Consider the following 19,655-nt stretch of genomic DNA (forward strand, 5'->3'; position numbering starts at 1 on the left):
GGGGCCCCCCCCCCCCCCCCGGCCCTGCGGGCGTGCCGCCGGCGCGGGGGGGGGGGGGGGGGGGGGGGGGGGGGGGGGCGGCCCCCCCCCCCCCCCCCCCCCCGCGCCGCGTCAATGACCCCTCAACGCCTCCTCAGGGACGCCTCAGTGGCGCTCGGGCAGGTCCCGCTCGGCCGGCCGGTCGGTCGCGCCCGGCGTCGCGCCCGGCGTCGCGAAGGAGCGGGCCGCCGCGGCCGACGGTGCGGCGGCCGGCTTCTTGCCGCAGAACGCGGCCTCGAGCGTGCCGCCGAGCGCCGTGTTCGCCGCTCCGTGGTTCGAGGTGTTCGCGACCGCCGACAGGCTGCGCTTGCCGTCCCCGGTCGTGAAGGCGTACGAGTAGAAGCCCTGCACGGTGCCGGTGTGGCCGAACACCTGCGTTCCGCAGGACAGGTCGTAACGCCGCAGCCCGAGCCCGTAGAAGCGCGTGTTGGTGGCGTCGGTCGGCGTCACCGTCGTCATGGCGCCCAGCATCTCCGGGGAGAGTAGCCGGCCGCGCAGCAGCGCGCTCATGAAGGTGTTCAGGTCGGCCGGGGTGGAGATGACGGCGCCCGCCGACTGAGCCCAGGACACGGTCTGCTCGGTGGAGTCCACGAGCGGCGCGCCCGCCTCGTCGGGGTGCAGGTAGCCGCGTACGCGCAGGCCCTTGATCCGCGTGTCGGGGTGCACGTACGACGTGCCGCTCAGCTTCAGCGGCTTGAAGATGCGGCTCTTGTACGCGTCCGCCACCGGCCGGCCCGTGAGCTTCTCGATCAGCATCCCGACCACGACGAAGTTGGCGTTGGAGTACTTGTACGAGACGCCGGGCTCGGTGGTGCGCGGCTCCGCGAGGGAGAGGTCGACGAGCTCCTGGTAGGAGAAGACCCGGTTCCGTACGGCCTCGAAGCCCGGCACGGTCTTGTCGAACATGGCGTTGGTGTAGTCGGCCAGGCCGCTGCGGTGGGTGAGGAGGTGACGGACCGTGATGCGGTCGTCGGGCAGCAGGCCGGGGAGGTAGCGGTTCACCGGCGCGTCGAGTTCGAGCCGGCCCTCCTGGACCAGCTGGAGCAGCACGACCGTGGAGAAGGTCTTGCTGATGCTGCCGATCCGGAAGCGCGCGTGGATGTCCATCGGCGCGCCCGTCGCGCGGTCCCGGACACCGGCGGTCCGGTACTGGACCCCGTCGGGTCCGGCGTAGCGGGCCATGGCGCCGGGGGCGCCGTTCGCCATGGCGGCGTCGAGCGCGGCGGCGACGCCGTCCATGTCGGGCGCGGTGGCGGCGGCGGGCGGGGTCGGGGCTCCCGCGGTGGTGGGGGTGACGGCGGCGGGCGCGGCGGAGGCGCCGGCGGCCGGGGTGAGCGCCCCGGCGAGTGCGGCGATCAGGGTGGCGCCCACGGCCAGGCGGCGTCGGTGCGGCGAACGGAGCACGGATTTCCTCGACTTCTTCCTCGGCGGGTCGTTCACCGATCATGAGTGCCGGAGAGCGCAACGGGTTCCGTGTGAGGAAGGCGTGTTTCGGCCAAGTCGAAGCGGCGGGCCGCACGCCGGCGTGGATCCCCGAGCGCGGGGCCGGATGTGACGGGGACTGTGACGGGGGACACAGGGAACGTTTCGACCCTCCCCCTCCTCCTGAGGGTGTCGGTTCATCCGCGACTGAGGGAGGACAACCATGAAGGGCACCGCACCACGGCCGGCGTCCCGGGCGGCGGCGCGGGCCGTCGCCGGACTGCTGGCGGCCGACGGGCTGTTGCACCTGTACTGGACGACCGGGGCGACCTGGCCGGCCCACGATCCGCGCACGCTGTCGATCGCCGTCCTGGGCAGTGAGGTGCCGTTCACCCCGCCGGTGCTGCTGCCGCTGGTCGCCGTCCTCCTCACGGGCGCGGCTGCCGTCCTCGCGTACGGACAAGGGCTCGGCGGCCGCCGGTCGCGCCCGCTGCTCCGGCTGGTCTGCCTCGCGGTGACGGCCGGACTGCTCGTACGCGGCACGGTCGGCCTGGCGTGGGCACTGGGCGTCGGCGAGGGCGCGGGGGAGACGTTCGACCGGCTCAACACGCTGCTCTACACACCCCTGTGCCTCGGCTTCGCGGTGGCGGCGGCGCGGGTCGCCGGGGTCGGCAGCCGGCTTGGTGCGCGGCTCGGTGCGAGGGTCGGTGGGCGGCTCGATGCGCGACGTGCCGGGCGACGTGCCGGGCGAGGCGGCGGGCGAGGCGGCGAACGGATCGGGAAGCCGAAGCGGGCCGTCGGGAGCCCGCGTTGAGGACGTCCCGGCCCGCGGGTGCCGGTGGCCGCGCTCGTGGAAGAGTGGGCCCGTGATCGACGAGACCACCCGGGCCCGGGGGATCGCCCTGGCCCGCGCCGCGCGCCGCGGCGACACGCTGGCCTTGCACGAGCTCCTCGACCACCTCCTCCCGTACGTCGGCCGGATCTGCGCGCCGATCGCGCTCGACGACGGTCCCGACGCCACCCAGGAGGCGATGGTCGCGGTCTTCCGCTCGCTGCGCGGGCTGCGCGAGCCCGAGACGCTGTACGGGTGGGTGCGGACGATCGCCGTCCGCGAGGCGGTCCGGGTGGCGCGCGGTGCGGCCCGGGCCCGGCCGGCCGAGCTGACCGAACTCCCGGAGCGCGGCGACCCCCAGCTCGCGACCGACATCCGTGACGTCCTGGCCCGGCTGTCGCCGCGGCACCGCGCGATCCTCGTGCTGCGGGACGTCGAAGGGCTCGACGAGGAGACGGCGGCGGGGCTGCTCGGCGTCTCCACCGGCACGGCGAAGTCCCGGCTGCACCGCGCCCGGGTGAGCTTCCGAAAGGCGTGGTCCGCGTGATCCCCATGAATTCCGGCGAGACCGCCCTCGACGAGGTCGCACGGCTGCGCGTGATGGTCGCGGCGGTCCGCGGCGCCCCGCTGGTCGAGGGGGTGATCCCGGTGCCGCTCGACGAGGTGTGGGCGGTGATGAGCGACCTGGAGGGCGAGTTCGGACGTTTTCAGCCGGACATGCGCCGGGTGCGGGTGCTGCGGGTCGAGGGCGACCGGGTGGAGGCGCTCGCGCGGAGTCGCTACGGGCTGCGCGCCCGTCTCCAGGGCGTGCTGAGGCCGGGCTGGTGCTGGCTGCAGAGCCGGTTCCTGGTCATCGGCATGGCTGCCGTCGCCGTCCCGGAGGGCACCCTGGTCGCCCTCACCGGCGGGGTGCGGGTGCCGGGCCGTGCGGCGCTGGTGCCGTTCGGCGCCCGAGCCGAGCTGACGGAGGCGCTGCGCCGTCTGGAGGGCCTCGTGGCCGCCGCCCGCCGACCCGCGCCGTAACCCCTGCGGGGCGGCCACCCGGCCGCGACGGGTCCGCCCGGCCTGGGCCCCTGTTTTCCGCCGCGGCCCGGCGCCGGCCGGCGTGGAGGCGTGGTGGGCCTGGGCCCGGCAAGGGGCGATGTCCCGTGTGCCCACCCGTCCCGCCCTGCGGGACGACTGCCCACACGGGGGGTGGGCGGAGGCCTGTGTGGGCGGGGCCGCCGGCCGGGGGCTCCTGTGGGGCGCGGCCCGGCGCCGGCCGGTGTCGAGGCGTGGTGGGCCTGGGCCCGGCAAGGGCGATGTCCCGTGTGCCTACCCGTCCCGCCCTGCGGGACGACTGCCCACACGGGGGCGGGCAAGGGCCGACGTGGGGGGAGGCGGAGGGGGCGCCACCGGAGGGCGAGGGCTCGCAGCCGCGCAGTGCGAGGGCCCGCGCCGGCCCAGTCGGGGAGGGCGCAGCCGCGCAGTGCGGGGGCCCGCACCGGGCCCCGTGGGGGAGGGGCGCAGCCGCGCAGTGCGAGGGCCCGCACGGGACCCCGTGGGGCGCGAGGGCTCGCACCGGACCCCGTGGGGGAGGAGGCCGGGGCTGGTTGTCGGGGGGTGGTGTCGTGCCTTGGTGGGGGTCTCGGACGTAGACTCCGAAGGGTGGTGAGCACCCGCTCCGGAGGTCGTTTTGGCCGGTTCCGCAGGGTCCGAGGAAAGGCTGTCGGGGGCGTCCGGTAGGTCCGCGGAGACCAGTCTCGTGGAGCTGATGGGCGAGAACCGGCGGTTGCGGGCGGAACTCGCGCGCCGGCATCTGGTCGATCTCGCGACCGGCGTGCTCGCGGCCCAGCTGGGCGCGTCCACCGCCGACGCCGGCGAGCATCTGACCACGCTCGCCGCGGCCACCGGGCTGTCGCCCGAGGACCTCGCGGCGGACGTCGTGAACGCGGTCGCCGGCCCCGGGGACACTGTCCCCGCGCCGGACGCCCTCGCGCCCGCGCCGGCCCGCCGACTGCGCCGTACGGCCGCCGCCGCCGAGGTCGCGGGCGGGGTCGGCGAGGCGGCCCGCACCCTGCTGGAGGGCGGTCTCGCGCCGCTCGGCGCCGACAGCCTCTGGCTGTGGCGGTGCGCCGAAGGCGGGAGTCTGCGCCTGGCCGGCCACGCCGGGGTGGGCGCCGTGGAGGCCGAGGCCTGGCGGTCGATCCCACCCGCCGCTCCCGAGGTCATCCGTACCGCGCTCGACGGCAACGCCCCCGTATGGCTCGACGGCGACGCCACCCTGCCGGGCGCCGCGCCGGCCGCGGCGAGGGCGGTGCTGCCGCTGCGGCGGCGCGGGGCACCCGTCGGCGTGGCGCTCGTCGGGTGGCCCGGCGCCCTGGACTTCGACCCGCCCGTACGGCGGGCCGTCGCCGGGCTCATGGACGTGGCGGTCGCGATCCTCGACCTGCCCGACGCCGAGGAGCCCGGCGCCCCCGTCCTCGTGGACCTCATCGACGCGCTCCCCACCCCCGCGGCGCTGCTGCGGACCGGCGCCGGCACCGGCGCCCCGGTCCTGGAGCACGCCAACGAGGCCGCCGCCACGGCCCTCGGCGGCGCCCTCCCGGCCGACGACCGCTCCCTGCCCCGCGCCTTCCCGCACGTCCACGACGAGCTCGTCCGTCTGGCCCGGCGCGCCCGCGTCACCGGCCACCCGCAGCACGCCGCCCGCCTCCCCGCGGCCGGCCGGGCGCCGCCGGCGCCGCTCGGCCCGCTCCTCGACGTCCGCGTCCTGCTCGCCGGAGGCGACCGGACCGTGGTCCTGTGGCACACCGCCGGCGACCCCGGCATCGCCGTCGGCCGGGCCGTCGCACGGCTGCAGAGCGTCGCCACCTTCCAGGACAGCCTGACCGGCGGCGACACGGTGTGGTCGGAGCAGGCGTACGGGATCTTCGGCATGTCCCGGGACGAGGCGCCGGTGCCGCTGCTGGCGCTGCGCCGCCGGATCCACACGGAGGACGGCGAGGCCCTCACCCAGCTGCTCAGGGCGCTCACCGAGCGCCGCACGGGTGCGCAGACCGTGCTGCGCACCGTGCTGCCCGACGGCTCCGTGCGGCATGTGCGGATCGCCGCCGAACCGCTGCTCGAAGGGGACGCGGTCACCGGTCTCGTCGGCGTCTACCAGGACGTCTCGGCGACCCGCCGCACCGAGGCCGCCCTCACCGCGACCTTCGACCACCTCAACGCCGTCCGCAGCCAGTCGGAGATGCGCCACCAGCTCGCCCTGCAGCTCCAGCGCGCGATCGTGCCCGAGGTGACGGCCCTGCGCGAGCTGCCCGGCGACCTCACCGTCGCCGCCCGCTACCGGCCGGCCGCCGAGGAGTACCAGGTCGGCGGCGACTGGTACGACGTGCTCCCGCTGCCCGACGGCAAGGTCCTGGTCGCCGTCGGCGACATCGCCGGCCACGGCATCGACACCGTCACCGGCATGGTCGCCCTGCGCAACGCCCAGCGCGCCCTCGCCTTCACCGGCCGCCCGCCCGGCCGGCTGATGGGCTGGCTCAACGAGGTCACCCTGCGCACCGGCGGCGGGTCCACCGCCACCGCCGTGTGCGCGCTGTACGAACCGCGGGACCACTCCCTCGTCTGGTCCAGCGCGGGCCATCTCCCGCTGCTGCTGATCCGGGACGGGCGCGCGCGGCTGCTCGAACCACCGCACGACATCCTCCTCGGCGCGGTGCCCTCCTACACGTACGCCGAGCGGCGCACCGAACTGCGCCCCGGCGACACGCTGCTGCTCTACACCGACGGGCTGGTCGAACGGCGTCGCGAGGGCCTCGGGCCGGGCCTCGCCCGGCTGGTCGCGACCGCCGAGCGGATCGCCGGCGTGGAGAGCGCGGAGCTGCTCGTCGACGGGCTGCTCGGCACGGCGCTCGGTGACACCGACGACGACACGAGCCTCGTCGCGGTACGGCTGCGGCGCGTCGGCGAGACGGGACCGGCGCAGACCGTCACCGCTCCAGCTGACGCCTGATCCTGGCCATCAGATCCGCCTCGTCCACCGGCTTCGCGAGGTAGTCGTCGGCGCCCGCCTCCAAGGCGTGCGCCCGGTCGCCCGGCATCGCCTTCGCGGTGACGACGATGATCGGCAGTCCGGCCCGGTCCGGCAGCCGCCGGATCTCCTCGATGGCCCGGTAGCCGTCCATGCCGGCCATCATCACGTCCATCAGGACCAGCCGGACCTCCCCGTGCCCGGCGAGCAGATCGACGGCCCGGCGGCCTCCTTCGGCGGTCAGGACCCGGAGTCCGTTCGTCTCCAGGACCTGGGTCAGCGCGAACACGTTCCGGGTGTCGTCGTCGACGACGAGGACGGTGGGGCGGGTCTCCTCGGGCCCCCGGTCGGAGGTGGTGTGCCCCCAGTCGGAGGTGGTGTGCCCCCGTGCGGCGGCGACGTCCGCGGGCCGGGAGCGCCGGGTGTCGCCCGCCGTCGCGGTGCCGGGGCCCGGGCCGGCGGACTCCTCCGGTACGGCCCGGTCGTCCGGCGCGCCGCCGGAGCCGGGCGGGCGCGTGGCGGGCAGCTCGGGGATGTGAAAGGTGAAGACGCTGCCCTTGCCGGGGGTGCTCTCGACCTCGATGGTGCCGCCCAGCAGCGCGGCCACCTCCCGACTGATGGACAGGCCGAGACCGGTCCCGCCGTACTCCCGGGCCGTCGTGCCGTCGCCCTGCTGGAAGGCGTCGAAGATGTGCCGGAGGCGGTCGGCCGGGATGCCCACGCCCGTGTCGGCGACCCGGAAGGCCAGCACCGGCCGCCGGTCGCGCAGGGCGGCCGGGATCTCGTCGGGCGGCGTGTGCTCGATGGTGAGCGAGACGTCCCCCTCGTCGGTGAACTTCATGGCGTTCGACAGGAGGTTGCGCAGCACCTGGCGCAACCGCCCCTCGTCCGTGGTCAGATGGGCCGGCACGTCCGGGGCGACCGTCACCGTGAAGCGGAGGCCCTGCTCGTCGGCGACCGGACCGAACGTCGCCTCCAGGTACTCCAGGAGCTGCGACAGCGCGAACGGCTCGCGTCGCACCTCCATCTTGCCCGCCTCCACCTTGGACAGGTCGAGGATGTCGTTGATCAGCTGGAGCAGGTCGGATCCCGCCGAGTGGATGACCTCCGCGTAGTCGACCTGCTTCTCCGTCAGGTTGCCATCGGGGTTCTGCGTCAGCAGCCGGGCCAGGATGAGCAGGCTGTTGAGCGGGGTGCGCAGCTCGTGGCTCATGTTGGCCAGGAACTCGGACTTGTACATCGAGGTCCGCGACAACTGCTGGGCCCTGGCCTCCAGTTCCTGCGCGGCCTGCTCGATGACCCGGTTCTTGGACTCGATGTCCTTGTTGCGCTCGGCCAGCAGGGCGGCCTTCTCCTGCAGTTCGGCGTTGGAGCGCTGGAGCTCACCCTGCCTGGCCTGCAACTCCTGCGTGCGGGAACGGAGTTCGTCGGCGAGGTTGCGGGACTGGGCCAGCAGCTCGTCGGTGCGCAGATTGGCCGCCAGCGAGCTGATCACGGCGCCGGCGCCGGTGACGAAGCGGTCGAGGAAGTCCCGCTGGAGCGCGCCGAAGGGCTGGAGGGAGGCGAGCTCGACGACGGCCAGCACCTGGTCCTCGACGACGATCGGCAGGACCACCAGCGCGGCGGGCTCGCCGGTCCCCACGGCCGAGGAGACGGTCGCGTAGCCGGCCGGGACCGGATCGACAAGGAGGGTGCGCCGGTCCCGCGCCGCCTGCCCGACGAGCCCCTCGCCCGGCCGGAACCGGCGCGGCCGCCCGGAGGCGTCCGGCAGGCCGTATCCCGCGGCCAGGACCAGGACGGGGCCCGCCTCGTCCTCCTTGACGAGGAAGAAGGCCCCGTACTGGGCCGAGACCAGCGGCGGCACCTCGGTCATGATCAGTTCGGCGACCTCCGGCAGCCCGCGGGTGCTCTGGAGCAGCGCCGTGATCCGGGCCAGGTTCGTCTTCAGCCAGTCCTGCTCCTCGTTGGCCCGGGTGGTGACCCGCAGCGACTCGACCATCGCGTTGATGTTGTCGCGCAGTTCGCCGACCTCGCCCGGGGCGTCGACCGTGATGGAACGGGTCAGGTCCCCCTCCGCGACCGCGCTCGTCACCTCGGCGATCGCCCGCACCTGCCGGGTCAGGTTGCCGGCCAGCTCGTTGACGTTCTCGGTGAGCCGCATCCAGGTGCCCGAGACGCCCTCGACCTCGGCCTGGCCGCCCAGCTTCCCCTCGGTGCCGACCTCCCGGGCCACCCGGGTCACCTCGGCCGCGAACGACGACAGCTGGTCGACCATGGTGTTGATGGTGGTCTTGAGCTCCAGGATCTCGCCCCGGGCCGCCACGTCGATCCGGCTGGTCAGATCGCCCTGGGCGACGGAGGTGGTGACCTGGGCGATGTTGCGGACCTGGTTGGTCAGGTTGTCGGCCATCGAGTTGACGTTGTCGGTGAGGTCCTTCCAGGTGCCGGACACCCCGCCCACCGTGGCCTGGCCGCCGAGCTTGCCCTCCGTACCGACCTCGCGGGCCACCCGGGTGACCTCCTCCGCGAACGAGGAGAGCCGGTCGACCATGGTGTTGATGGTCTCCTTCAGCTCCAGGATCTCGCCGCGGGCGTCCACCCGGATCTTCTGCGTGAGGTCGCCGCGGGCCACGGCCGTCGCGACCTGCGCGATCGACCGCACCTGCGAGGTGAGGTTGTCGGCCATCGTGTTCACGCCGGTGGTGAGCTCCTGCCACACCCCGCCCGCCCGCGGCTCGCGCACCCGGCCGCCGAGCAGGCCCTGCCCGCCCACCTCACCGGCGACGCGGGTGACCTCGGAGGTGAGCAGGGACAGGCGGTCCACCATGTCGTTGTAGACGGTCGCGATCTCGCCCAGGACGCCGTCCGAGCCCTCGGAGAGCCGGACCGACAGATCCCCGTCCCGTACGGCGACGAGCCCGGCGAACAGCCGTCTCAGCGCGTCGTCACCCTGGCCCCCCGATGCGTGCACCTCGGCCGCGCGCGGTTCACCGGGAGGTCCCGAGGAGCCGCCGGAGTCCCCGCCGCCGTGGCCGCCGCCGCCCGTGGCCGGGCCGCCTCGGAGTGCTGGTCTGCGCTGTGCCATGAACGACCTCGCGGGCGGGGTCGGACGCCCCGCCCATCCACTCTAGGCCGGAAGGGGGTGGGGGGCCTCCGGGACCACCAGCACCTCGAACCACACCGTCTTGCCCACGCCGCGGGGGATCGTGCCCCAGCGCGCCGCCAGCCGTTGCAGGAGATAGAGACCGTGTCCCGAGGCCCTCGCGGCCCGGTGCCGGCCGTGCGGTCGGGGCGGTTCGGAGCTGGTGTCGCTGACCTGGACCCACAGCGCCCGGTCGGTGCCGTCGAGGCACAGCTCGTACGGGACACCGCCATGCGTGCCGGCGTTCGTGACGACCTCCGAGACGAGCAGCAGGGCGTCCGCGACCGGCGCCCGTTCGGGGCCGCCCGCGGCGCCGAACCACTCGCGCAGTGCCCGTTGGGTGAGCGCGCGGCACTCCGCCACCACTCCGGCACCCTCCGTCAGTTCGTACCGAAGGGAGCGGACGGTAATCGCCGACTCCTTTCCTGTGGCCATACGCGGCGAGTGTCCGTCCCCGCGCGGACTAAACGGGAGACGGGCCGGTCACTCCGCCTCCGCGTCCTCAGGCCGCGCCCACGGCGGGTGCGAGGGGCGTCCGACCTCCAGCCAGACCACCTTCCCCGGGGCGCCGTCGCCCTTGTCGGCCGAGCCCCAGGCACCCGCAAGCCGGTCCAGCACCATCAGGCCGTGCCCACCGGGCAGGGCGGGAGAACGCGGACCGCCGACGCGCGGGCGCGCCGGATTCCCGTCGGACACCTCCACCCGCAGCAGGCCGCCGGAGTGGCGCAGGACCAGCTCCTCGGGCCCGCCGGCGTGCAGACACGCGTTGGTGACGACCTCCGAGACGAGCAGCAGCACGTCCTCCGCCCGCTCCCGCTCCTCCGGCGTCCCGGCAGGCAGCCAGCCCCAGTCGGCGAGGGCCGCGGCCGTGAAGTCACGGCATCGCGTGACGGCCCCCTCGACCCGGTGCAGCACCAGCCGTCTGACCTGGGTCGGGGTGGAAAGCCGGGCCTCGACGGGGTCTTCCGCGGTGTCGCCGGGCGCCTCGGCGTCCCCGTACGTCATGGCCCCTCCGTCGCCGGAGCACCCGCGTTCGAGCCGGAGTCGGCGAGCGCGGCGGCGGCGTCCTCGTAGACCCGGAACACGGTTCGCGCCCCGGTGATCTCGAACATCCGGTCCACCGGCGGTCGCAGCCCCGCCAGGTCCAGCCGGCCGCCGCCGTCCAGCATCCGCAGTCGTGCCCTGAGGAGCACGTTGAGCCCGGTCGAGTCGCAGAACCGCAGCTGTGAGCAGTCCACGACGACCCGCCCGGAGCCGTCCTGCTCCACCAAGGCCTCCCGGAGCGGAGCCGCCGTGTCGTGGTCGAGCTCGCCCGTTACGGTCAGGACCACGGTTCCCGGCCGGCGCGCGGGCAGCACCCGGACGCCGAGCCGTCCCGCGAAGTCCTCCGTCTTCTCCGCGCCACCCATGAGGGCGCCCTCCTTCCGTCCCCCGCCGGCTGTCACCATGATCAAGCGAAGCCCAGAACCGCGCGATCGTTGACGATCGCGAAGAGACGCATGTCGAGGACGGTCTGGCGGAACCCCATGTGCCGGGCCTCTGCCTGTGCCCGGCGCAGACAGCCGACCGTGTCGACGTCGGCCTCCCCGCCCGCCGCCGGCAGCACGGTGCCCGGTACGGGAGACGGCTCACGCACCACCCACGCCGTACCCGCCGCCGCCCGATACGCGCGCGGCTCCGCCCCTGCGCGGGGGGCCGGAACGAACTGCACGGGGACCATGTCCGCACCTCCGTGGAGCGGCTGCCCCGATCCCGGCCTCGTATGCACCGCCGAGGCCGCGCGTCCGCGCCGCCGAAGCCGGCCCCGCCCCCGTCAGTCGCGATGGCCGAAGAACTCGACCTCCGCCACCGCCAGGTGGCGGCCGCGCGCCGCGCCGTACGACGTCTCCGGGGTGATCCGGACCCGCGTCACGTGCGAGCCCTTCAGGTCGAAGGTCTGCTGGCCCGGCTGGTCCTTGAGGGTGATCACGCGGGTCGACGTGTCCCCGTCGGCCGAGACCAGCACCACCCGGATCCGCGCCGGGCGGGCCTGCGTCAGGAACTCGTCCTTCTTGGCCGACGTGCCCGCGAACACCACCAGTTTGGTCACCCGCACACCCGGCTTCTCGAAGTCCGCCTCCAGCGTCGCCCCGTTTGGCGCCGAGGGCGCCCAGTACCGGTTGTTGAAGCCGTCGAAGGCCGCTCCCGCGGGGTGCCCCTTCAGCTCGCTGGACGCCCGCACCGCCGACGGCGGCAGCGACTCCGGCGTGCCCGTCCCGTCGCGGGCCAGCCCGAGCAGCCGACCGGCGTACGGGAGCCCGAACCACACGCCGGCACCGAGCAGGACCAGCACCAGCGGCAGCGCGATCCGGGGCCGCCGCCATGCCCGGCGCGGGCGGGTCCCGGCCACGGGGGCCTGGCGCCGCCGCCGTCGCAGCAGCCTGCGCCACCACGGCGGCGGCACCTCCGGCGGCGGCCCCGGGTCGAGCAGCAGCGCGCAGCGCACGCAGAGGGTGCGCTCGGCGGCGTTCTCGGTGCCGCAGTTCGGGCAGCGCACGGTCGCGGCCGGTGCCGTCGCCGGCGGGGTGCTCGGCGGCACCGGCGGTGCCTCGGGCGGTGGCCCGGGCACGGGTGCCTCGGTCTCCTCCCCGGGCCGCCGCAGCCCGGCCTCGGCGGACGGCGGCACCACAGGGGCCGATGGGGCCACCGGGGCCACCGGAGCCACGTGGGCGACCGGAGCCACCGGCGCCACCGGAGCCACCGGAGCCCCCTGCGCCACCGGAGCCGTCGGTGTCGGCCGCGGCGGCGCGGTCCGGGGCACGACCGGCGGTACGGGCGGAGCCGGCGGCGCCGGAGCAGGTGCCTGCGGGGGCGCCGGCGCCTGCCGGACTACCGGCGGTAACGGTACGGGCGCGGGCGGAGGCCCCTGCCGTACCACCGGCGGCGCCACGGGCGGCGGGGCCGGCGGCAGCGGCTCCGCCGGGGGAGGGGCCGGCGCCCGCGACGGTGCCTCCGAGGGCCCGGCCTCCTCGGGGCCGCCGGTGCCCGCCTCCTCCCCGTCCCAGTTCAGGAACGCCCCGCAGGACGCGCAGAACGCCGTCCCCGGCTCGTTGCGCCGGCCGCACGTCGGGCAGGTCATCTCGCGCCTCCGGGCAGCAGTTCGAGGGTGAAGCCGGCGTGGGCCGGGATCTCCGCGGTGATCAGTTCCTCCAGGCGCGCCCGGTTGACCCGCGCCGGGTCCGGGACCGTCAGACGGACCGTGATCCACGGGCGCCGGGTGCCGGGCAGCGGGGTGCCCGGGGTCGTGGACCAGACGGTGCCGCCGCTCTCGGTGATCTCGGCCGGCGCGCCCCCGGTCTCCAGGCGCAGCGCCTCCGCCAGACCCCGTACCGTGCCGCGCGTGCGGTGTCCGGCGACCGCGCCGCGGACGGCGGCCCGGCGCTGCTCCGGCGGGCTCGCGGCGGCCGCGCCCGGCAGGTCCACCGCCACCCAGCCGGCCAGCCACTCGAGGAAGTCCTCCGGCGCGTGGCGCGGGTCGAGGTGCGCGGGCAGGTTGTCGACGCTGAGCAGCAGCGGCGCCAGGACGTCGTCGAGGGCGGCCAGGAAGCGGGCCAGGAAGTCGTGTTCCAGGTAGACCGCGGGCAGCAGGTCGCTCAGCGGATGCGGGCTCGGCAGCCCGGGGACGGCGGTGCGCACGGCGGTCAGACCTCCCGGACCCTCAGCTGGTGCTCGTACGAGAAGACGAGGGCGTGCCGGTCGAGCGGGATCCGCCCGTCGGGCACCTCGGTGCGCTGCCCGGTGACCGGGTCGGCCCGGAACAGGCGCACGTCGTCCACCAGGTCCACCCCGGGAACGCGCTGCAGCACCGCGTACGCCTCACCCGTCTGGACGGGGCGCCCGAACGGCCAGCCGTCACCCGACGGCCCGCCGGTGAGGGCGTTGAAGTAGGCGTTCAGGGCGGTGAGGGCGTCCTCCCGCATCCGGTCGGCGACGGCCCCGCGGCTCGCCTGCACGGTCGCGACGAAGGTGAGGCCCTGGTAGAACGGCGGCTCCACGACGACCCGGGCGCCGATGGGGCGGCGGGCGTCCAGGTGCTCCGCGATCCGCTCCAGGGTCCGCGGCGGCGGGATCAGCTCGTCGAACGCGATGCGGCCGTGCGCGTCGCCGCGCCCGGAGGGCACGACGAGCAGCCGCACCCCGGCCTCCCCGTCCTCGGGGACGCAGTGCACCCGGGCGGCGTCGGGGGCCACCTCGCGGGCGAGCAGCTCGTAGTCGCGCGGCACCACGGCCCGTTGGAGCGTCCGCAGGGTCAGCGGGCCGCGCACTCGGGCGCTCTCGACCGTCTCTCCGTCGACGCCGCCGACGGCCGGCCTGCGGTTCTCCACCCGCGCCACGAACGGCACCGTGCCGCGCAGCACGCGCAGCGTGGAGCGGGCCACGTTGCCGCGCGCCCCGCCGCCCGTCCGGTAGGAACGGACCCGGACGGCGGCCCCCTTGGGCGGTACGGCCCCGAAGTGGCGTACCGAGCCGTCGCGTTCGCGGACCGCGGGACCGAACTCCACCCGGCCCGTGCCCTCGTCGAGCGTGAAGTGCCGGTCGTCCGGGCCGGAGTGGGCGAAGTCGTCGACCCGGGTCCAGGGCGCGGAGGGATCGGTGGACCCGTCGTCCGGCGCGGCCACCTCCAGCGCGAAGTCGCCGGGCACCACCGGCGGCCGGGCGACCGTGAACGCCTGCCCCGCCACCCCCTCGGCCGTCCCCAGGACCTCGTCCGTGATCCGCTCGGCGTGCTCGGCGCCCACCGTCGCCCCGATGGTGAAGGCGGTGATCCCGCGGACCACCGGCGGCGCCACGTACGTCGGCTGTCCCGGCTCGGCCGCGAGGAGCCGGCAGCGCAGCCAGCCGCCGGCCCGCCGGACGATGCTCAGCGGGGTGTGCGTCGCCGGCAGGTGCAGGATGAGCTCGCCGGACCGGTTGAAGCCGCCGGTGTCGTCCTTCTCCACCTCGCAGGCCGACCAGCGGCGCCCGTCCCAGGCCTCCCACACCAGCGGCGGCCGCAGCGGGTCGACGCCCACGCCCTGCACGGCGCAGTCCAGGCGCAGCACCACGACCCCGGCGGGCACGGCCGCCGACAGACCCACGTAGAGGGCGTCCCCCGGCGTCGGCGCGGGGGAGAAGCAGGGCACGTCGCGGCCGAGCGCCAGCTCCTCGGTGCGGTCGACGGCGATCCGCTCGACCCCCTCCCCGGGCCCGTTCCGGTCGCCCGTGGCCGCCGCCGGCCAGGTCGCGAGGGCCGCGTACGCGCAGGGCACGATCGTCAGGTCCCGGGTGGTGCCGAAGACCACGGCCGGCTCGGTCTCGGTGCGGACCGTCGCCACCTCGGTACCCGCCCGCACGAACACCGGCTCCGGCTGCGGCGCCGACAGCCGGAACGTCACGTCCGTGCCGGCGGCCGTCGGCGGGTGGAGCCGTACGCCGATGAGGTCGAGGAAGGTCAGATAGCTCTTCTCCGGCACCCGGTTCACCCGGTAGACGAGCTGGTCGACCATGGTCGCGAAGGCCTCGATCAGGGTGACGCCGGGGTCCGAGACGTTGTGGTCGGTCCACTCCGGGCAGCGCCGCTGCACCAGCCGCTTCGCCTCGTCCACCAGGCCCTGGAAGCGCCGGTCGTCCAGATTCGGGCTGGGCAGGGTCATGTGCGGTCCTCCTCCGCCCCGCCGGGCCCGGCGAGGTCGCCGGCCCCGGGCCCGACGGCCTCGTGGCGCGGGATGACATAGAACGGGAACACCAGGTTCCGGGGGTCGTTGGCGCCGCGCACCGTGTAGCCGATGTCGATGTACAGCACCCCGTTGTCGGCCTCGTCGAAGCGCACCGCGACCTCGGTCACCTCGATCCGCGGCTCCCAGCGCTCCAGGGCCAGCCGCACCTCGTAGGCGAGCTGGCCGGCCGTGCCCGCGTCGGCCGGCGCGAACACGTAGTCGTTGATCGCGCAGCCGAACTCGGGCCGCATCGGGCGCTCGCCGGGCGAGGTCGCGAGGATCAGCCGGATCGACTCCTCCAGCTCGCGCTCGCCCCGGACCAGGGCGATCGACCCGGTCGCGTCCGTGCGCGGCGGGAAGGCCCAGCCCGCGCCGATGAACTCCTGTCCCATGCTTCCCCTCAGCCTCCGATCAGCACCGACGCGCAGCCCGACACGACCGCCGACCCGCAGGCGGACAGATCACCGACCCGGGCCGCGGGCCGCCCCCCGATCAGGACCGTCGTGGAGCCGGGCGGGGCGAGCGCCGACGGCGGGTGGCCGGCGGGCGACGAGCACAGGTGCGCGGTGCCCACCGTGGCGGCCGGCTGCCCGCCGATGAGGACGGACGGCACCCCGGGCGGACCGAGCACCCCCGGGTGCGCGGTCGGGTCGCCCACCCGTGCGGCGGCCGCTTGCTGTGCCATGTCCCCCTCCGTACCGGTCAGTTGATCTTCACGAGGGGCGCGCCGACCGACAGGGTCGTGCCGCCCTTCAGGTCCGTGCGCTGGGTGCCGTCCACCGTGACCGTGGCGCCCTTGACGTCGACGGAGCCCCCGGTCGCGAGCTTCACCGCGCCCTGGCCGCCGTCCACGCTCACGCCCTGACGAGCCGTCACCGAGACGCTGTCGCCGCGCAGTTCGAGCGCCCCGCGCTCCGCGTCGACGCTCACCCCGCCCGAGGCCGTGATCGACACCTTCTCCTTCGCCGTGATCTTCACGGCCCCGTCGCTGCCGATGGTGACGGCCGTCCCCGACTGGTCCAGGTCGATCGTCAGCTTCCCGTCACCGGTGCGCAGCTTCACGCCCTGCGCCCCGCCCGCCGCGTCGAGCAGTTCGAGCCGGTGCCCACCCTTGGACGCGAAGGCGCGCCGGTCCACCGCCCCGGAGGTCGGATCCACCGCACTGCCGCCCGACGGGCGGTCCTGACCGTTGTGGAGCCCGCCGAGGACGTACGGGCGGTCCAGGCGCCCGTGCTCGAAGCCGACCACCACCTCGTCCCCGACCTCCGGGATGTACGGCTGACCGCCCCCCGTACCGGACGCCTGCGCGGTCCGCGCCCAGTCGCTCGCGTACTCGTCCGACAGCCACGGGAAGGTCACCTTCACCCGGCCCGCACCCTCCGGGTCCTGCGTGTCGGTCACCGTCGCGTTGACGAGCCCCCCGGCCTGCCGCCCCTGCGCCGGCGCGGCGCCGCCGGCGCCTCCGGTCAGGCCGAACAGCGAGCGCTCCTGCTGCCCGGAGACCGTGATCCAGGTCTCGTACCCGCGCAGGGCGTCGAAGACGTGCCGCGAGGACGTCACCGTGTACCGGCCCTCGAAGGGCGCGCCGACCGCGTTCAGCGCCACCGCCGTCCCCGCCCGCACCTCCGGGTTGCCGCGGATCACCGCCTCCAGCTCCGCGAACGAGCCCGCGATCCGCTCCGCCAGCGCCTTCGCCGCCCGGTCCACCCGCTCCTGCGTGCCGTAGCCGCCGTCCGTCACCACGTGCCGGGCCTCCCCGAACGGCGCCGTCACCTGCGCCGCCGTCACCCCGAGCGCCAGCGTCGCCGACGTGCCCGCGGGCGCCCGGCCCACCACGGCCCGCTTGCCGCGCACGTCCCAGCCGCGCACCTCCACCTCGGAGACCTGCTCGGCCGCCGACACCGACGCCCGGCAGCGCAGCAGGTTCGCGCCCCGCTCCAGGACCAGCGGATCCCGGTCCGCGCGCGCCGAGGCGTCCGGCGCCCCGCCCGCCTCGGCCGGCTTCACCACGTGCAGCTGCCCGTCCCGTACGTAGGCCTGGGCGCCCGCCTCCTCCGCGAGCCCGCGCACGAAGTCCCAGTCGCTCACGTTCGCCTGCGCCACGTGGTCGAGCACCGGCCCGGCCACGTCCACCGTGCCCGGCTTCAGCCCCGCCCGCTGGGCGACCCGGGCGATGATGTCCGCGAGCGTCATGTTCTGGTACGCGGCCACCCGCACCCCGCGCAGCAGCTTGTACGTCTCGTCGAGCCCGCGCACCACCGTGAACGTGCCGGACTCGTCCAGCTCCAGCTCGAGCGCCGTCACCACCCCGTCGAGCAGCGGCCGCGGCTCGGCGCCGCCACCGCCCCGCGCGAGCAGCCGGATCCGCGTGCCGACGGCGATCCCGCCCTGGGCGAGGAGGGTCGCCTCGGGGTCGCGGAAGCGCAGCAGGAAGAGATCGGGCAGCGTACGGCTGTCGTCGACGTACCCCTCCACGAGGGTGTTCGTCAGCCGGGCCGGCAGCGGACTCCCGGCGACCTCCACGACCAGCGCGGAGGCGACTCCTGGCGGCGCCATCACAGCCCCCGGCGGGTCGGCGCGGACTCCTCGCGGAGCCGCCCCAGTTCGTCCGGCGCGGGCAGGAACAACTGCGTGCCGGGCGCGAGCCGCAGCGGGTCGTCGATGCCGTTGGCCTCCGCGATCACCCGCCAGGCCCCCGGATCGCCGTACTCGCGCTGGGCCAGCGACGGCAGCGAGTCCCCGGCCGCGACCCGGTGGGTACGGCGGGCCGTCAGCGCCCCCGACGTCGGGTTCTGGCCGGGCGTCTCCCCGCTGATCTCCTCCATGGTGACCAGACACACCGCCCGGATCGGCACCCCGGACGTCGTGAACAGGGTGTACTTCGCCTGCACCTGACTCACGTAGCCGGGGAACCCGGTCAGCCCGCCCCAGTGGAAGACCACCCACGGCGGGGACGAGCGCTGCTGCTGCCGGGTCTCGCTCGTCGGCACGCAGCACGCGAACAGCTGCTCCACCGAGGTCACCACCCGGGTGTCCTGCGTGTCGCCCGCGTCGAAGAACATCTCCACGGTCAGCTTGCTGGGCTGCGGCCCCTGGTACTCCGGCGGACCCGCGCTCTTCGCCCCCTTGGCGGGCGTGCGCTTCCACGCCGCCGCCTTCGTGAGGCTCAACTCCTTGGGGTTGAACTGGAAGTCGATCCGCCCGCACGGGGCACCGGGCGTCAGCCCGCCGCCCGAGGGCGGCGTCCGCAGCTCCAGATACGCGTGCTCCAGCTTCGGCCGGGCCGACCGGCCCTTCCCCGCTGACGCGACACCGGAGGTGCCGGCCGCGCTGAACGCGATGGGGGTGCTCATCCCGCTCAGCCCTCCATCACATAGCCGTGATGGGCGATCTCGATCGTCTCCACCGCCACCTTCGGCGACTCGGGCGTGAACGACGGCCCGGTCCAGCGCACCGGCACCACTTCCAGCAGCCCCCACTGGGCCACCTTGCGCCCGTCCCCGGTACGCGCCTCGATGTGCGCGGTCTTACGGGTGAAGCCGGTCGTCATGCTCGCGAACCAGCGCGCCACCTTCTCCGTCTCCCGGGTCAGCGGACGCGACAGCTTCACGTTCGAGTACTTGAGGCGGGTCGGCAGCTGCCACACGTGCCCGTTGTTGCCGCCCTCCTCGCGCGTCTCCAGGACGACCTCGCAGCCCAGGCCCTCGCAGGTGTTGAAGGACCCGAGCTCGATGTCGTCGATGGTGACGACGAAGCAGACGCTGACGGCGGGCTCGTCGTTCCGGTCGGCGTTGGCCATGGCGGTCCCTCCTCAGAACCTGGTGTTGATGAGACGGCCGGAGCGCTCGCGCTCCAGCCGCAGATCGGCCTTGAGGAGCCGGGCGAGCGGCGGGTACAGCGCGCGGACGAACTCGTCGGTGACCGGGGGAGTGCCGGGCGGCCCGGCGGGGTGCGGCGAGCCGGCGGCGACGGCCGCCGGACTCCCTCCGTCCGCCGCGAGGGGGTGCCCGTCGTCGTCGCCGCCCCCGGGGGCGGGCTCGGACGCCGGGCCGGGCGCGGCCTCCGGCGGCGGGGGCTCCTCGTCGGCGACCTCCCGCTGCGCGAACGGCGCGGAGGCCGCCACGGATTGCCGGCCCGGCGGAGGCGCGAACACCACACTCCCGTCGGCCATCCGCTGCGCGATCCCGGCGGCGACGGCCACGTCGCCCGCGTCACGGGGCGCTCCGGACCACGGGGCGGCGGGCGCGGGCCCGCCGCGCGGGTCCGGGCGCGGGGCGGCGGGTGCGGCGGAGGGCCCCGAGGGCGTCCGCTGGAGGGGGACGGCGGGGACGGCGGGAGCGGCCGTTGGGGGCGGCCGGGGGGCCCGGGTGTGGCAGCGCCCCCGCAAACCCCGCCGGGGGGGCGCGGGACGGCCCCCCCGGCCCCCCCCCGGCCCCCCCCCGGCCCCCCCCCCCCCCCCCCCCCCCCAAGCGG

At 75.6% G+C, this 19,655-nt stretch carries 19 protein-coding genes; 4 read left to right on the top strand and 15 right to left on the bottom strand.

Features of this window, described 5'->3' with window-relative positions; genetic code table 11:
* Nucleotides 1-144 precede the first annotated feature (144 nt).
* Complete coding sequence (locus ACIGXE_RS20000) at nt 145-1,443, bottom strand: serine hydrolase domain-containing protein (RefSeq protein ID WP_399749133.1); 1,299 nt, start codon at nt 1,441-1,443, stop codon at nt 145-147.
* A gap of 241 nt (nt 1,444-1,684) precedes the next feature.
* Between ACIGXE_RS20000 and ACIGXE_RS20005 the strand changes: the two genes are divergently transcribed.
* The 4 genes from ACIGXE_RS20005 (at nt 1,685) to ACIGXE_RS20020 (ending at nt 6,287) form a co-directional block, all read left to right on the top strand.
* A complete protein-coding gene (locus tag ACIGXE_RS20005; protein WP_399749135.1) occupies nt 1,685-2,275 on the top strand; it encodes a DUF3995 domain-containing protein in 591 nt (196 codons plus the stop codon).
* 52 nt (nt 2,276-2,327) lie between these two features.
* Nucleotides 2,328-2,840 carry an RNA polymerase sigma factor gene (locus tag ACIGXE_RS20010; protein ID WP_399749137.1) on the top strand — a complete coding sequence of 171 codons (513 nt, stop codon included), beginning with the start codon at nt 2,328-2,330 and terminating at the stop codon, nt 2,838-2,840.
* Nucleotides 2,841-2,845: 5 nt separating this feature from the next.
* On the top strand, nt 2,846-3,316 hold the full coding sequence (locus tag ACIGXE_RS20015; protein WP_399749643.1) for a hypothetical protein: 471 nt from the start codon (nt 2,846-2,848) through the stop codon (nt 3,314-3,316).
* Nucleotides 3,317-4,046: 730 nt separating this feature from the next.
* Nucleotides 4,047-6,287 carry a SpoIIE family protein phosphatase gene (locus tag ACIGXE_RS20020; protein ID WP_399749139.1) on the top strand — a complete coding sequence of 747 codons (2,241 nt, stop codon included), beginning with the start codon at nt 4,047-4,049 and terminating at the stop codon, nt 6,285-6,287.
* Here the strand turns inward: ACIGXE_RS20020 and ACIGXE_RS20025 are convergent.
* The 14 genes from ACIGXE_RS20025 to ACIGXE_RS20090 form a co-directional block, all read right to left on the bottom strand.
* Nucleotides 6,265-9,390: a HAMP domain-containing protein gene (locus tag ACIGXE_RS20025; RefSeq protein ID WP_399749141.1), complete on the bottom strand. Its 3,126-nt coding sequence runs from the start codon at nt 9,388-9,390 to the stop codon at nt 6,265-6,267. The genes ACIGXE_RS20020 and ACIGXE_RS20025 overlap by 23 nt on opposite strands.
* Nucleotides 9,391-9,432: 42 nt before the next feature.
* A complete protein-coding gene (locus ACIGXE_RS20030; RefSeq protein ID WP_399749143.1) occupies nt 9,433-9,882 on the bottom strand; it encodes an ATP-binding protein in 450 nt (149 codons plus the stop codon).
* A 48-nt stretch (nt 9,883-9,930) separates the two neighbouring features.
* Nucleotides 9,931-10,452, bottom strand: coding sequence for an ATP-binding protein (locus ACIGXE_RS20035; RefSeq protein ID WP_399749145.1), 522 nt, complete (start codon nt 10,450-10,452; stop codon nt 9,931-9,933).
* On the bottom strand, nt 10,449-10,856 hold the full coding sequence (locus ACIGXE_RS20040; RefSeq protein ID WP_399749147.1) for an STAS domain-containing protein: 408 nt from the start codon (nt 10,854-10,856) through the stop codon (nt 10,449-10,451). The genes ACIGXE_RS20035 and ACIGXE_RS20040 overlap by 4 nt, the downstream gene beginning before the upstream one ends.
* 41 nt (nt 10,857-10,897) lie before the next feature.
* Nucleotides 10,898-11,083, bottom strand: a complete 186-nt coding sequence (locus ACIGXE_RS20045) for a hypothetical protein (RefSeq protein ID WP_399749149.1) — start codon at nt 11,081-11,083, stop codon at nt 10,898-10,900.
* Between the two features lie 177 nt (nt 11,084-11,260).
* Nucleotides 11,261-12,133, bottom strand: coding sequence for a discoidin domain-containing protein (locus ACIGXE_RS20050; protein WP_399749150.1), 873 nt, complete (start codon nt 12,131-12,133; stop codon nt 11,261-11,263).
* A gap of 428 nt (nt 12,134-12,561) precedes the next feature.
* Nucleotides 12,562-13,122: a phage tail protein gene (locus tag ACIGXE_RS20055; protein WP_399749152.1), complete on the bottom strand. Its 561-nt coding sequence runs from the start codon at nt 13,120-13,122 to the stop codon at nt 12,562-12,564.
* 5 nt (nt 13,123-13,127) lie between these two features.
* The gene (locus tag ACIGXE_RS20060; protein WP_399749154.1) at nt 13,128-15,119 is read right to left on the bottom strand and encodes a putative baseplate assembly protein; all 1,992 of its coding nucleotides are present in this window, start codon (nt 15,117-15,119) and stop codon (nt 13,128-13,130) included.
* Nucleotides 15,116-15,574, bottom strand: coding sequence for a GPW/gp25 family protein (locus ACIGXE_RS20065; RefSeq protein WP_399749156.1), 459 nt, complete (start codon nt 15,572-15,574; stop codon nt 15,116-15,118). The genes ACIGXE_RS20060 and ACIGXE_RS20065 overlap by 4 nt, the downstream gene beginning before the upstream one ends.
* Before the next feature lie 8 nt (nt 15,575-15,582).
* Nucleotides 15,583-15,867, bottom strand: a complete 285-nt coding sequence (locus tag ACIGXE_RS20070) for a PAAR domain-containing protein (protein WP_399749158.1) — start codon at nt 15,865-15,867, stop codon at nt 15,583-15,585.
* A gap of 17 nt (nt 15,868-15,884) precedes the next feature.
* Nucleotides 15,885-17,738 (bottom strand): VgrG-related protein, encoded by a 1,854-nt coding sequence (locus ACIGXE_RS20075; protein WP_399749160.1) that lies wholly within the window; start codon nt 17,736-17,738, stop codon nt 15,885-15,887.
* Nucleotides 17,738-18,535: a LysM peptidoglycan-binding domain-containing protein gene (locus ACIGXE_RS20080; protein ID WP_399749161.1), complete on the bottom strand. Its 798-nt coding sequence runs from the start codon at nt 18,533-18,535 to the stop codon at nt 17,738-17,740. The genes ACIGXE_RS20075 and ACIGXE_RS20080 overlap by 1 nt, the downstream gene beginning before the upstream one ends.
* A 5-nt stretch (nt 18,536-18,540) precedes the next feature.
* Nucleotides 18,541-18,981 carry a phage tail protein gene (locus tag ACIGXE_RS20085; RefSeq protein WP_399749163.1) on the bottom strand — a complete coding sequence of 147 codons (441 nt, stop codon included), beginning with the start codon at nt 18,979-18,981 and terminating at the stop codon, nt 18,541-18,543.
* Nucleotides 18,982-18,993: 12 nt separating this feature from the next.
* A complete protein-coding gene (locus tag ACIGXE_RS20090) occupies nt 18,994-19,383 on the bottom strand; it encodes a hypothetical protein (RefSeq protein ID WP_399749165.1) in 390 nt (129 codons plus the stop codon).
* Nucleotides 19,384-19,655 lie beyond the last annotated feature (272 nt).

Source organism: Streptomyces sp. NPDC053431 (assembly GCF_044544925.1).
GTDB lineage: Bacteria > Actinomycetota > Actinomycetes > Streptomycetales > Streptomycetaceae > Streptomyces.